Genomic DNA, 13851 nt, shown 5'->3' on the forward strand with positions numbered 1-13851 from the left:
AGGGGGCATATGCCCCCTTTTTTGTCCATGTTCCATCTCGCGCGCCTTACATCCCGCGCCGCAACCGTTCCAGCAAGTCGCGCGACGGCTCGCCCGTCACCGCCAGCCCCCGCGCGCGCTGATAGGCACTGATGGCCGATTGCGAATTTGGGCCAATCACGCCATCTGCCCCTTGGGTATCAAACCCCGCCCGCGTCAGCAGGCGCTGAATTTCCTGCCGCTCGCCCAGGCGCAGGCCGTAGCGGTCTGGCTGGAACGTGCCGCGGATGGGTTCGCCCCCGCGCAACCGGTCTGAAAGGTGCCCGATTCCAATGACATAAAATTCGGAATTATTGTAACGCGTTAAGCTTGTGAAATTGCGAAATGTCATGAAGGCTGGCCCGCGCGGCCCATCGGGTATGATGATCGAGGCCGGCCCATGATCGGGAACTGCACGCCCGTCCATATTGCGCACCCCCAATCCTGTCCAGTCCGACACTGCGCGGGAACTGCCGCGCCCGGCCAGCGCGGTGTTGAACCCGTCTGGCAGGCGCACTTCGACGCCCCAGGGCTGGCCGCGTGTCCAGCCCATGCGCGCCAGATAATTCGCCGCCGATGCCAGCGCATCAGTGGGATCTTCCGCCCAGATGTCGCGCCGCCCGTTGCCGGTGAAATCAACGGCATATTCCTGATATGTCGTCGGAATGAACTGCGTATGCCCCATGGCGCCGGCCCATGACCCGCGCATATTGGCCGCGCTGGTGTCCCCGCGCTGCAAGATGCGCAGCGCCGCCATCAGCTGGCTTTCAAAAAACGCGCCCCGCCGCCCGTCAAAGGCAAGTGTGGCCAGCGCCGAAATAACCGGAATATCGCCGCGTTCTGTGCCATAGCGCGATTCCAGCCCCCAGATGGCGGTGATCACCTCGGCCTCGACACCATAGCGCGCCTCAATGGCGCGCAAGGTGGCGCTGTGGCGCGACAAGGCCGCGCGCCCTGCCGACAGCCGTTCATCAGACACGGCGATGGACAGGTAATCTTCCAGCGTGCGGGTGAATTCAGTCTGTCTGCGGTCGCGCGCAATCACATCAGGCAGGAATCCCGCGCCGCGCAAGGCAGGGTCCAGCACATTGGCGTTTATCCCGCCTTGCAGTGCGCGGGCGCGAAACTGGGCAAGCCATGTGTCAAACGCGGCATTGGGCTGTGGTTGCATGCGGCTGGCGGGTGTCGTCGTCATCGGCACCCCCCCGCCCATACAGGCAGAAAGCGAGAATGCGGACAGTCCCGCAATACAGAAACGGCGTGTAAATAGCATGGCACTGCTCAACCCTTGTTGTAGTCTTGGCTTCATGCGCTTTCGGTGTTTCACTGACTTGCCGAAATGCCCGAAGCGTTCGTATGTCACAATTTCACCCCGAAAAAACCTGTCAGCTTTTCCTGAAACTGCCCCAATGCTAGGGGAAAATGCACGCACAGAAAAGCGGCCATCAGCAAAGCCCCGCATATTGTGAACGCTGACACCTTGGTTCCCCCCGTCAGGGTCGTTAGCATGACAGCCAGCATCATATCGGGGAACGCAATGTTACGTTGGACACCTGCCGCAGCCTTGGCCCTTGCATTGCCCGCATGTGGTCTTGCAAATATCGAAACGTCGCCCCGCCCAACGGCGCGCCCCGCGACGTTAAGCGCCCCCGATACTGGCAATTTTGACGCCTGGGTGGCGGCCTTCGCCCCCCGCGCACGCAACCGCGGCATAAGCCAGGCCACCTTGGACCGTGCCCTTCCCACGCTGCGCCACTTGCCCGAAACTGTTGCGCTGGACCGCCGCCAAAGTGAATTTGGCGCGCGCATATGGGAGTATCTGGACAGCACGGTTTCGGCCACGCGCATTTCGCAAGGTCAAGCCGCGCTGCGCCGCCACGCCGATATCTTGGCCCGCATCGAGGGCCGCTTTGGTGTTCCCCCGGAAGTTCTTGTGGCAATCTGGGGCATTGAATCCAGCTATGGGGCAAACCGGGGGGGCACACATATTCTGTCATCATTGGCGACATTGGCCAAGGACGGGCGGCGCGGCGAATTCTTTGAAGAACAATTGCTGGACGCGCTGCGCATCATACAGGCGGGCGATATCAGCGCGCAGGCCATGATAGGGTCATGGGCGGGCGCGTTTGGACATATGCAGTTCATGCCGTCCAGTTTTCTGACCTATGCGGTGGATTTCACCGGCGACGGGCGGCGCGATGTCTGGGCCGATGACCCCACAGATGCGCTGGCGTCGGCGGCGAATTATCTGACGCGGCGCGGCTGGACACGCGGCCAGCCCTGGGCGCGAGAGGTTGTTTTGCCCGACGGGTTTGATTTACGCCTGACGGGGCAGGCCCAACCCGCCGCAGACTGGGCGCGCGCAGGCGTGCGCGTGGCCGCAGGCGCACCCTTGCAGTCAGGTCAGGCGCGGCTGCTTCTGCCAGGCGGCGCGCGCGGCCCGGCGTTTCTGGCATATGGCAATTATGATGTTCTGAAGGAATATAACCTGTCGGACGCCTATGTTCTGGCCGTGGGCCATTTGTCCGACCGGTTGCGCGGGGGTGCAGCGCTGCAGGGCAGCTGGCCACGCGGTGACAGGCCCCTGACAGGGGACGAACGGCGCGCCTTGCAGCGCCGCCTGAACGCCCTTGGTCATGACACCGGCGGGATAGATGGGCGCATAGGCCCTGCCACTGTTGCCGCTGTGCAGGCCTGGCAGAAGTCACAGGGCCTTGCCCCGGATGGCTATGTCAACGCGGATTTGCTGCGCCAGATTTTGCCGTAACCCCCTTGTCGGAAAGCGGGGGATGCGGTAGATCGGACATTAATGTTATAATATATCATAACTGAAAGGTCCCCCATGTCCGTTTCCGACCCCCGCCTGCCCGTCACTGTGTTGTCGGGGTTTCTGGGCGCAGGCAAAACAACGCTGCTGAACCATGTCCTGAACAACCGCGACGGCCGCCGCGTGGCCGTCATTGTCAATGACATGTCCGAAGTGAATATTGACGCTGACCTTGTTGAGGCAGGTGTGGACCTCAACCGCGGCGAAGAGAAGCTGGTGGAAATGTCCAACGGCTGCATCTGCTGCACGCTGCGCGATGATCTGCTGGCCGAAGTGCGCAGACTGGCGCAGGAAGGGCGCTTTGACTACTTGCTGATCGAATCCACCGGCATTTCCGAACCGTTGCCTGTGGCCGCCACGTTTGAATTCCGCGATGAACAGGGCGAAAGCCTGATGGATGTGGCGCGGATGGATACAATGGTCACGGTGGTGGATGCGGTCAACCTGCTGCGTGATTTTTCCAGCCATGATTTCCTGTCGGATCGGGGCGAAACACTGGGCGAAGATGATGAACGCAGCCTTGTTGATTTGCTGACTGATCAGATTGAATTTGCGGATGTCATCATCCTGAACAAGGTCACGGATGCAGGGGCCGCGCAAGCCGATGCGGCGCGCAAGATCATCAAGGCACTGAACCCTGACGCACGCCTGATTGAAACCGACCAGTCGCAGGTGGCCGCAGACCAGATTTTTGACACTGGCCTGTTTGATTTTGACACCGCCCATGAACACCCGCTTTGGGCGAAGGAGCTTTACGGTTTTGCCGATCATGTGCCCGAAACCGAAGAATACGGCGTCACCTCGTTTGTCTATCGCGCGCGCAGGCCGTTTGATCCCGCCAGGGTGCATGCGGTGCTCAATGGCGACCTGCCCGGTGTGATCCGCGCCAAGGGGCATTTCTGGCTGGCAACGCGGCCCAATTGGGTGGCAGAATTTTCGCTGGCGGGCGCGATGTCCAGTGTCACGCCGCTGGGGGGGTGGTGGGCGGCGGTGCCGCGCGACCGCTGGCCCGACCACGCAGGGGCATTGGAAAAAATGCGCGAAAACTGGGTAGAGCCATGGGGCGACAGGCGGCAGGAACTGGTTTTCATTGGCGCAGGCATGGATCACGCCGCGTTGAGTGCCAAACTGGATGCCTGCTTGCTGGACACAGACAGTTTTACGCCTGAATTCTGGGCCGATATGGCAGACCCGTTCCCCGGATGGGGCCAGCGCAAGGCGGCGTAAGCGATGGCGTCGAACCTGCAATCCACTTTGCGCAGGCGGTCCAGCCCGATGGCTGAATTCGACCGCCTGCCCCCTGAGTTGCGCCACTGGCTGGCGCATGCCGCGCTGCCATGGTCAGCGCGGTCCGCGCTGCGGCTGTGGCACAAGGCGGCGCGCCGGGTTGGGCGGGACCCGAAGGTAATTCTGGCCCATCTGGCCCGCGCTGAAGCGCGCAGTCTTGCCAGGGATAGTCGCGCCATCTGGGGGGACGGGTATCCGCTGATGCGGGAGTAGAGAGGGTGCGACAGCGGGGGAGTATTGGCCTGAAGGGGACGTTCGCGGGAATGACCCAGTGCGGAATCAAGGCCGCAGGCCGCCGCACTATCGGCGGGCCGTCCCGCGGCCTGCCGATGACCCGAAGCTGTGCCAGGCGATTGAAATCAGGAATATTCCGCGTGGATAAAGTGCATTCCTAATATGTCGGATCGGCAGACCCCGGCCCGCCGACAGCGCGGGCTTTATCCAAGGGCGAAGGGCAGCTTAAGGCCAAAAGCGACAACCACATACTGCAAGCCAGGCCGTGTCAGGCGCGCACAGTTCCGTCCCCTGTGACCAGATACTTGAAACTGGTCAACTGCTCGGCGCCGACCGGACCACGCGCATGCATCTTGCCCGTCGCAATGCCAATTTCCGCGCCAAGGCCAAATTCGCCGCCATCGGCAAATTGCGTGGACGCATTGCGCATCAGGATTGCACTGTCCAGACCTGCAAAAAACCGCGCGGCGACTGTGTCATCTTCGGTCAGAATAGCGTCTGTGTGCTGCGACCCATAGGTGCGGATATGCGCCATAGCGGCATCCACATCATCCACCACAGCGGCGGCCATGATCTTGTCCAGATATTCCTGCCCGAAATCATCAGGCGCTGCAGCCGTGACGCCGGGCAAATGCTGCAAGCCTGCGCCAACCCGCATTTCCACCCCTGCGCCAACCAGATCCGCAATAATCTGCGCGCCCAGCCCGTCCACAATGTCGCGGTGCAGCAACAGGCATTCTGCCGCGCCACAAATCCCTGTGCGCCGCGTCTTGGCGTTCAGCACCACGCGGCGCGCTTTTTCAGGGTCGGCATGGGCATCTACATAGATATGGCAAATCCCTTCCAGATGGGCAAAAACCGGCACGCGCGCTTCGCGTTGCACCAGCCCCACCAGCCCCTTGCCGCCGCGCGGCACAATCACGTCAATATATTCAACCATGCGCAGCATATCGCCCACTGCGGCGCGGTCCGTGGTCTGCACCAGTTGAATGGCATCTTCGGGCAGGTCTGCGGCGCGCAACCCTTGAACAAGGGCGGCATGAATGGCGCGCGAGGAATGGAAGCTTTCAGACCCACCGCGCAAAATGACAGCATTGCCCGCCTTGAGGCATAACGCGCCCGCATCGGCGGTCACATTGGGGCGCGATTCGTAAATCACCCCCACCACCCCCAAAGGCGTGCGCACCCGCGCGATGTGCAACCCTGTGGGCTGGTCCCATTCCGTAATGATCTGGCCCACCGGATCATCCTGCGCGGCAATTGTGCGCAGCGCATCGCACATGGCGGAAATGCGCCCGTCTTCCAGCATCAGCCGGTCCAGCATGGCAGGCGACAGCCCTTTTTGCTGGGCGGCGTCCATATCAATGGCATTGGCGGCAATCACGTCCGCGCGCTGCGCCCAAAGCGCATCTGCGGCCGATGTCAGCGCGCGCGCCTTCGCGTCTGACGGGGCCATGGCCAGCACTTGCGCGGCGGCGCGCGCGCGGCGGCCCATATACTGCATTTCGGATGAAATCTCAGTGCTCATAACGCCATCTCGTCCCTGTGAATAAGGGCCACGCGGCCCGGATAGTTCAGAATTTCAGCAATCTCGCGGGAATGATGGCCCGCAATGGCCGTGGCTTCAAGACTTGAATAGCCCGCAAGCCCCAAGCCCAACAGCCCTGACGGGCCGTGAATTTCCACCGGGTCCCCGCGCTGAAACAGCCCGACAACATGCGTAACCCCCGCTGGCAATAATGACTTGCCTTGCTGCAAGGCGCGTTGCGCGCCCGCATCGACATGCACCACGCCCTTGGGCTTCATCGCGGCAATCCAGCCCTTGCGGGCGGAACGCGGGTCGCCTTGGGGGGCGAAGACGGTTGCATTCGCGCCCTTCAGCACGCCATCCAGCGCATGCATGGCAGCCCCTGCGGCAATAATCATGGCGCAGCCTGCCGCCGTGGCAGTCTTGGCGGCCATGACCTTGGTTTTCATGCCCCCCTTGGACAGGCCCGACACCGGATCACCGGCCATGGCCTCAATTTCCGGGGAGATGGTGTCGACAAAATCGAAGCGGCGCGCGGTCGGGTCGGTCTGGGGGTTGCTGGTATACAGCCCGTCCACATCTGACAGCAAAACCAGCACATCCGCGCCAATGGTCACGGCCACTTGCGCGGCCAGCCTGTCATTGTCGCCATAGCGGATTTCATCAGTGGCGATGGTGTCGTTTTCATTGACAATTGGCACCACCCCCAACCCCAGAAGGGTGGACAGCGTGGCGCGGGAATTCAGGTATCGGCGGCGGTCATGGGTATCTTCCAGCGTCAGCAGAACCTGGCCTGCGGTAATGCCATGGGGGGCCAGCGCTTCTTCATAGGCGCGCGCCAGCTGGATTTGCCCGACAGAGGCCGCTGCCTGACTTTGCTCCAGCGCCAGTACACCACCGGGCAGGCCCAACGCCCCGCGCCCCAACGCGATGGACCCCGACGACACGACAACAACATCCGCGCCCCGCGCGCGTAGCGCGGCCACGTCCTGCGCCAGCGCATGCAGCCATGCCGCACGCAAACTGCCCTGTTCCACCAATAGCGCCGATCCGATCTTGACCACGACCCGGCGCGCCTGTGACAGCGTCGCCGCTGCGGTCAGGGTTGCCATGGCTCGTCATCCTGTTCGACATGTTTGCCCTTGTCGATCCGCGCCAGCAGCGCGCGCAATATGGCGGGCATGCCTTCGCCTGATACCGCTGATATCATATGCACCTCGCGCCCGCAGGCCGCTTCCAGCGCGGCGCGTTTTTCGGCGCGTTCCTCCTCATCAAGGGCGTCAATCTTGTTAAGCGCAATGATGCGCGGTTTCAGCGCAACATCATGGGAATAGGCGTCCAGTTCCGTATCGATGATGCGCCAGTCTTCGGCCACATCATCAGCGGTGCCATCAACAAGTTGCAACAACACTGCGCAGCGTTCGACATGGCCCAGAAACTGGTCGCCCAGCCCGCGCCCTTCGCTTGCGCCCTCAATAAGGCCGGGAATGTCGGCCATGACGAATTCGCGCCCGTCAATGCCCACAACACCCAAATTCGGGTGCAGCGTGGTGAAGGGGTAATCAGCAATTTTGGGGCGTGCATTGGACGTGGCCGCCAAAAACGTGGATTTCCCCGCATTGGGCAGGCCCGCAAGCCCTGCATCGGCAATCAGTTTCAGGCGCAACCATATGGTGCGTTCCACACCGGGCTGGCCGGAATTGGCGCGGCGCGGTGCCTGATTGGTGGCCGATTTGAACTGCAGGTTGCCCCAGCCACCATTGCCGCCCTTGGCCAGCAACAACCGCTGGCCCAGTTCGGTCAGGTCGGCAATCACGGTTTCCTGATCTTCATCCAGAATTTCAGTGCCCACCGGCACGCGCAAGGTGACGGACGCGCCGTCCTTGCCGGTGCGCCCCTGCCCCATGCCCGGCTGGCCGGAATTGGCGAAGAAATGTTGCTGGAACCGGAAATCGATCAGGGTGTTCAGGCTGTCCACCACTTCGACCCAGACATCGCCGCCGCGCCCGCCATCGCCGCCGTCAGGGCCGCCATATTCGATGAATTTTTCGCGCCGGAAGGACACGCAGCCCGAACCGCCCCCGCCCGAACGGATATGGACCTTGGCCAGATCAAGGAATTTCATGTCTTTCTCATGCGCCCCGTGTGTTGTCATGCCCAAAAGCGCGCCAGTCCTTCAGGACATTGCGGCACGCTTTGGCATTTTGCTTCAAGCAATCCCGCCATGGGGCTATGCCCCTTGCTGCCGGATTTGATGTAGCGCTTACAGGGAATCGCGCGCGGCCTCAAGCACTCAGCGCCCTTTGAGCAAACCGCCCAGCACCCCGCGCATCAGGGCCTGCCCCGAACGTGACCCGATCTGGCGCGCGAAGGATTTGGCGAAAGCGTCCACAACGCTGTCGCCGCGCCGTGCAGGGGCCGTGGTCGGACGCGGGCGCGCACTGCCCCCGTCATAGCGGCGCGCGGCGTTGAACTCGCGGGTTTTCGGCGCCTCGGGGGCTTGGGCGGCGGCGACATGTTCGGCCTCCCTTGCGGCGGCCTCGGCGCGGCGTGCCAGCATTTCATGGGCGCTGTCACTGTCGATCATCTGTTCATATTTTCCCGCCAGCGGCGATTGCACCATCACCATGCGCCGCGCGCCATCGTCAATTGGTCCCATGGCGGATGCGGGCGGGCGGATCAGCGTGCGTTCGGCCATGCCCGGACTGCCCTTGTCTTGCAAAAACGACGTCACAGCCTCGCCCACGCCGACATCGCGGATGGCATCGGCAATGTCAAAACGCGGGTTGGGCCGGTAGGTTTGCGCCGCACGGCGCAAGGCTTGCTGATCGCGCGCGGTAAAAGCGCGAAGGGCGTGTTGAATGCGGTTGCCCAACTGCCCCAGCACAGTATCGGGCACGTCATCGGGGTTCTGGGTCACGAAATAGACGCCCACCCCCTTGGACCGGATCAGCCGCGCCACGCGTTCAATCTTGTCCACCAGCGCACGCGGCGCGCCATTGAACAGCAAATGCGCCTCATCAAAGAAGAACACCAGCTTCGGCTTGTCGGGGTTGCCCACTTCGGGCAGGTCTTCAAACAATTGCGACAACAGCCACAGCAGGAAAGTTGCATATAGCTGTGGTGTGCGCATCAGCCGCTCGGCATGCAATATGCTGACATAGCCCCGCCCGTCGGGGGCATGACGCAGGAAATCCGACAAATCCAGCGCGGGTTCCGAAAAGAACGGCGCAGCGCCCTGATTTTCCAACACCAGCAACTTGCGCTGAATGGCCCCGATGCTGGCCGTGGTGACATTGCCATATTGCAAGGACACCGCGCGCTGATTGTCGCCCAGAAAATTCAGGATGGCGCGCAGGTCTTTCAGGTCCAGTATCGGCAGCCCTTCGTCATCTGAAATGCGGAAGGCCACGTTGATGACCCCTTCCTGCGCTTCGGTCAGCCCCAGCATGCGCGACAACAGCAAGGGGCCAACCTCTGCCAGTGTTGCGCGCACGGGGTGGCCGAACTCGCCAAAGAAATCCCAGAAAATCACAGGGCTGGCGCGGTAGCCATAGCCTGCCAGCGCGATCTTTTGGGCGCGCGCCTGCAAAAACCCCTTGTCGGTCCCCGCAAGCGCCATGCCCCCCACATCCCCCTTGATGTCGGTCAGGAACACGGGAACCCCGGCGTTGGAAAATTCCTCGGCCAGAATTTGCATGGTGATCGTTTTGCCGGTGCCAGTGGCCCCCGCGATCAACCCGTGGCGGTTGCCATAGGCCAGTTTCAGCACCTGCGGGTCGCGGTAATCCGTGCCCCCGCCCCCGACCAGAACCCGCGCCACGCCATCTACCATAATCTTTACCCCGTTTACCTGAACCGTGGCAAAAGATTATTCCGAAACGCCCGCCGGTGGAAAGGCTATCTTAACCATTTTGGCCCATTTTCAACCCTGCGCACCCGGCTTGATGATCGGCGGGTGCGCGTCCTCCCTGTCAGACTGGCCGCACCTGTGGGTGCGGCCTTTTTTATGGCCCGGGCGCATGGGGCCATTGCGCTGAAACAAGCCCAAAAAAACATGTCACATTGCCGCGGTGCAGATGACAATCCAGTGAGGATTTCCTGTTGACGCAGTGTTTCTTTCCCCCTACGGTATGCGCAATCGTCGGCCGGTCCGACAGGGAGATAAAAACAAGAACCAACACGAATAGGGGCCTTCGGGCCCTTATTTTAATTGGCCCCGTCCCCGTGCATTTCTTAGCCCCCTTATGCCTGTTCACTGCTGCGTGTCGCCGTTTTTTTTCGACTGACACAAGGTGTGTGTCGTGCTAGGACGCATCAAGAAAACGAGCATCCAAGGATCAAGGCATGTCCAGAACCCATACCCTTTTTTCGACCATCGCATCTGTTGCGGCGTTTGCGGCACTGATGGGCAGCCCCGCAGCAATGGCGCAGACAACCACCACCACGGATTCGCCAAGTTCGGCCTTGTCCACCGGAGAGGTGATTGGCGAGGAAATGGGCGATGGCAGCTATATCGGCAACACGCATGGCGACTGGGAACTGGTCTGTGTGGAAAACCCCGATGGCGAAGACCCTTGCCAGATGTATCAGTTGCTGCGCGACGGCGAAGGCAACGCCACAGCCGAAATCACGCTGTTCCCGCTGCCCCCGGGCCAGGAAGCTGCTGCTGGCGCAACCATTCTGACCCCGCTGGAAACGCTGCTGACCGCGCAACTGATCATGCAGGTGGATGAAGGGTCGGCCAAGCGCTATCCGTTCACCTTCTGCACGGTTGTAGGTTGCATCGCGCGTGTGGGCTTCACCGCCGAGGAAGTGGACGCCTTCCGCCGTGGGGCACGCGCAGTGTGGCAGGTAGTGCCTGTGGGCGCGCCCGACCAGCCGATTGATTTGTCAATGTCGCTGACGGGTTTCACCGCAGCCTTCAACGAACTTTCGGAACAACTGCCCTGATCCAGGCGCAGCTTCCCGCCCGCAGACAGGCCCGGTCCCCAAGGACCGGGTCTTTTTGCTGACACCCCCTTGGCTTCCGGCGGGCAGGCCCGCTACAGTCGCGCATAATCCAAACGTGCGAAGAACCTGAAGGGGGGGCCATGACCAGTTCTGAAATCCTGAAACGCGCCGGGCTTGCGCACATGACAACAGGCGGCGATCTGGCTGTCCATTCGCCGATTGATGGCGCCGAAGTGGCGCGCGTCCAGCAAACCCCGCCACAGGACATGCCCGCAATCCTTGCGCGCGCGGCAGCCGCGTTCAAACACTGGCGCAGCGTGCCCGCGCCGCGGCGGGGCGAGTTGGTGCGCCTGCTGGGCGAGGAATTGCGCAACGCCAAGGACGCACTTGGCGCGGTGGTCACCCTGGAAGCAGGCAAGATCACCTCTGAGGGGTTGGGCGAAGTTCAGGAAATGATCGATATCTGCGATTTTGCCGTCGGCCTGTCGCGGCAATTATACGGCCTGACCATTGCCAGCGAACGCCCCGGCCACAGGATGATGGAAACCTGGCACCCGTTGGGGCCAACAGCTGTTATCACGGCGTTCAACTTTCCAGTGGCGGTATGGTCGTGGAACACGGCCCTTGCGCTGGTCTGCGGCAATCCCGTGATCTGGAAACCGTCCGAGAAGACACCGCTGACGGCCATGGCATCGATGGTGGCAATGCGCCGTGCGCTTGCGCGCTTTGGCGAGGATGCGCCCGACGGGTTGGTGCAACTGGTCATTGGCGGGCCGGAGCTGGGCGCGGCCCTTGTCGAAAGCCCGGATGTGGCGCTGGTTTCCGCAACCGGGTCCACACGCATGGGCCGCATCGTCGCGCCGAAGGTGGCGCAGCGGTTCGGGCGGTCCATTCTGGAACTGGGCGGCAATAACGCCATGATCGTGGCCCCGTCTGCTGATCTGGACATGGCGGTGCGCGCGATTGTGTTTTCGGCGGTGGGCACGGCGGGGCAGCGCTGCACGTCCTTGCGCCGCCTGATTGTGCACCGCTCCATTCGCGCCGAATTGCTGGAAAAGCTGAAGCTCGCCTATGCGACACTGCCAGTTGGTGACCCGCGCGATGCGGGCACGCTGGTTGGCCCGCTGATTGACATGGCCAGCCGCGACCGGATGCTGGACGCGCTGGCGCAGGCCCGCGCGCAAGGGGGCATTGTCCATGGCGGCACCCCCTGCGAAGGCGTGGCAGGCGGGGCCTATGTGACCCCGGCCATTGTCGAGATGCCCGCGCAAAGCGCCATTGTGAAAACCGAAACCTTCGCGCCAATCCTGTATGTCATGGATTATGAGACGCTGGATCAGGCGATAGCGTTGCAAAACGACGTGCCCCAAGGGCTGTCATCGTGCATTTTTACCCTGAACCTGCGCGAAGCGGAAACATTCCTGTCCGCAGTCGGGTCCGATTGCGGGATTGCCAATGTCAATATCGGCCCGTCAGGTGCCGAAATCGGCGGGGCGTTCGGCGGCGAGAAGGAAACCGGCGGCGGGCGCGAAAGCGGGTCGGACGCGTGGAAAGCCTATATGCGCCGCGCCACGAACACGATCAATTATTCCGCGCATCTGCCGCTGGCCCAAGGGGTCAAGTTTGACATCTGACGGGCCGGGGCTGTGGGCCGACACCGCCCCGCCAGCCCCCCACACCCCGGCGCTGACTCATGCGGCCCACGCCGATATCGCCATTATCGGGGCGGGGTATACCGGGCTGTCGGCGGCAGTGCATGCGGCGGCGCATGGGGTGCGCGTTGTCGTGCTGGACGCAGCCCAGATCGGGGCTGGCGGTTCGGGGCGCAATGTGGGGCTGGTCAATGCGGGGCTTTGGCTGGCCCCAGATGAGGTGATGTCGCGCGCCGGTCCCGACCATGGCGCGCGCCTGTTGCAGGCGCTGGCCGATGGCCCCGCGCTGGTCTGGCAGATTGCCCGAACCCACGATCTGCCCTGCGAAGCCAGCCCGACAGGGACATTGCACTGCGCCCCCGACAGCGCGGGACACCGTGCGCTTCAGGATCGCGCCGCGCAATGGCAAGCAAATGGGGCGGATGTCTGCGTGCTGGATGGCGCGCAAACCGCGCATAAAACCGGCAGCAGCGCCTATTGCGCGGCCTTGTTCGATCCGCGTGCCGGGACCATTCAGCCCCTTGCCTATGCACGCGGACTGGCGCGCGCAGCCCAACGGACGGGGGCACAGATCCACACAGACAGCCCTGTCAGCGCAATCACGCGCAGCCGCGATGGCTGGCGCATTGCAACTGCATACGGGTCTGTGCAGGCCGCGCGCGTCATCCTTGCGACCAATGCGGCCTCAACCGGGGTGGTGGGCCAGATACGGCGGGAACTGGCGATCCTGCCCTATTTCAATTTCGCAACGCCCCCCCTGCCCGAAGACCTGCGCAACACAATCCTTCGGGATCGCGCAGGGGCATGGGATACGCGCAAGATCCTGACATCGTTCCGGCTGGACGCGGCGGGGCGGTTCATCATCGGGTCGGTCGGGCAATTGGGGCGGCTGGACCATGCGGCACATCATGGCTGGGCCATGCGGCGTATGGCGCAGCTGTTCCCACAGCTTCAGGGGCAACGTTTCACGCATGGATGGTGGGGGCGTATTGGCACCACCCCCGATGCCCTGCCCCGCCTGCACAAGATAGCCCCTGATATCTGGTCGATTTCGGGCTATAACGGGCGTGGCATCGCACCGGGCACGGTTTTCGGGCAGATGCTGGCCAATCTGCTGCGCGACGCAGTATCCGTGCAGGATATTCCGCTGCCCCTGACAGAATGCAGGCCTGACCACCTGCGCAGCCTGCGCGAAATTACCTTTCGGGCAGGATCGGCGGTGATGCATATGGTTCAGGCCCGCGGGCCGCGCACTGGCCCGTAAGGCTAGCGCATGTAGCGTTCATTGGCATTCACCCCATGTGCGCTAGCTTATTGATTTCGCTGGTTCGAGAAGCTCAGAACCGGTTCCC

General features: G+C 62.5%; 11 protein-coding genes. 6 read left to right on the plus strand and 5 right to left on the minus strand.

All coding sequences use genetic code 11. The annotated features are described in order from the left end of the window. Positions 1-46: 46 nt before the first annotated feature. On the minus strand, positions 47-1291 hold the full coding sequence (locus tag ACTZWY_RS09250; RefSeq protein WP_444790414.1) for a lytic murein transglycosylase: 1245 nt from the start codon (positions 1289-1291) through the stop codon (positions 47-49). A 264-nt stretch (positions 1292-1555) separates the two neighbouring features. Between ACTZWY_RS09250 and ACTZWY_RS09255 the strand changes: the two genes are divergently transcribed. The 3 genes from ACTZWY_RS09255 to ACTZWY_RS09265 all read left to right on the plus strand — a co-directional run bounded on the left by ACTZWY_RS09255 (position 1556) and on the right by ACTZWY_RS09265 (position 4345). Continuing rightward, positions 1556-2785: a lytic murein transglycosylase gene (locus ACTZWY_RS09255; protein WP_444790415.1), complete on the plus strand. Its 1230-nt coding sequence runs from the start codon at positions 1556-1558 to the stop codon at positions 2783-2785. A 75-nt stretch (positions 2786-2860) separates the two neighbouring features. Then, complete coding sequence (gene zigA, locus ACTZWY_RS09260) at positions 2861-4072, plus strand: zinc metallochaperone GTPase ZigA (RefSeq protein ID WP_444790416.1); 1212 nt, start codon at positions 2861-2863, stop codon at positions 4070-4072. Positions 4073-4075: 3 nt separating this feature from the next. Next, positions 4076-4345: a DUF6525 family protein gene (locus ACTZWY_RS09265; RefSeq protein ID WP_444790417.1), complete on the plus strand. Its 270-nt coding sequence runs from the start codon at positions 4076-4078 to the stop codon at positions 4343-4345. Positions 4346-4634: 289 nt separating this feature from the next. Here ACTZWY_RS09265 and ACTZWY_RS09270 read toward each other — a convergent pair whose 3' ends face one another. From ACTZWY_RS09270 to ACTZWY_RS09285, 4 genes are all read right to left on the minus strand, one after another. Then, positions 4635-5894 (minus strand): glutamate-5-semialdehyde dehydrogenase, encoded by a 1260-nt coding sequence (locus tag ACTZWY_RS09270; protein WP_444790418.1) that lies wholly within the window; start codon positions 5892-5894, stop codon positions 4635-4637. Beyond that, positions 5891-7006, minus strand: coding sequence for a glutamate 5-kinase (gene proB / locus ACTZWY_RS09275; protein ID WP_444790419.1), 1116 nt, complete (start codon positions 7004-7006; stop codon positions 5891-5893). Before proB ends, ACTZWY_RS09270 begins: the two co-directional genes overlap by 4 nt. Continuing rightward, complete coding sequence (gene obgE / locus ACTZWY_RS09280; protein WP_444790420.1) at positions 6994-8019, minus strand: GTPase ObgE; 1026 nt, start codon at positions 8017-8019, stop codon at positions 6994-6996. Before obgE ends, proB begins: the two co-directional genes overlap by 13 nt. A gap of 168 nt (positions 8020-8187) precedes the next feature. Beyond that, entirely contained in the window at positions 8188-9729 is a 1542-nt protein-coding gene (locus ACTZWY_RS09285; RefSeq protein ID WP_444790421.1) for a helicase HerA-like domain-containing protein, read from the minus strand. Between the two features lie 512 nt (positions 9730-10241). Between ACTZWY_RS09285 and ACTZWY_RS09290 the strand changes: the two genes are divergently transcribed. The 3 genes from ACTZWY_RS09290 to ACTZWY_RS09300 all read left to right on the plus strand — a co-directional run bounded on the left by ACTZWY_RS09290 (position 10242) and on the right by ACTZWY_RS09300 (position 13763). Then, positions 10242-10847 carry an invasion associated locus B family protein gene (locus ACTZWY_RS09290; RefSeq protein ID WP_444790422.1) on the plus strand — a complete coding sequence of 202 codons (606 nt, stop codon included), beginning with the start codon at positions 10242-10244 and terminating at the stop codon, positions 10845-10847. 140 nt (positions 10848-10987) lie between these two features. Beyond that, entirely contained in the window at positions 10988-12481 is a 1494-nt protein-coding gene (gene amaB, locus ACTZWY_RS09295; RefSeq protein ID WP_444790423.1) for an L-piperidine-6-carboxylate dehydrogenase, read from the plus strand. Beyond that, positions 12471-13763, plus strand: a complete 1293-nt coding sequence (locus tag ACTZWY_RS09300; RefSeq protein WP_444790424.1) for an NAD(P)/FAD-dependent oxidoreductase — start codon at positions 12471-12473, stop codon at positions 13761-13763. The genes amaB and ACTZWY_RS09300 overlap by 11 nt, the downstream gene beginning before the upstream one ends. The last annotated feature ends 88 nt before the right edge of the window (positions 13764-13851 follow it).

This window comes from Roseinatronobacter sp. NSM, assembly GCF_052379845.1.
Lineage (GTDB): Bacteria > Pseudomonadota > Alphaproteobacteria > Rhodobacterales > Rhodobacteraceae > Roseinatronobacter.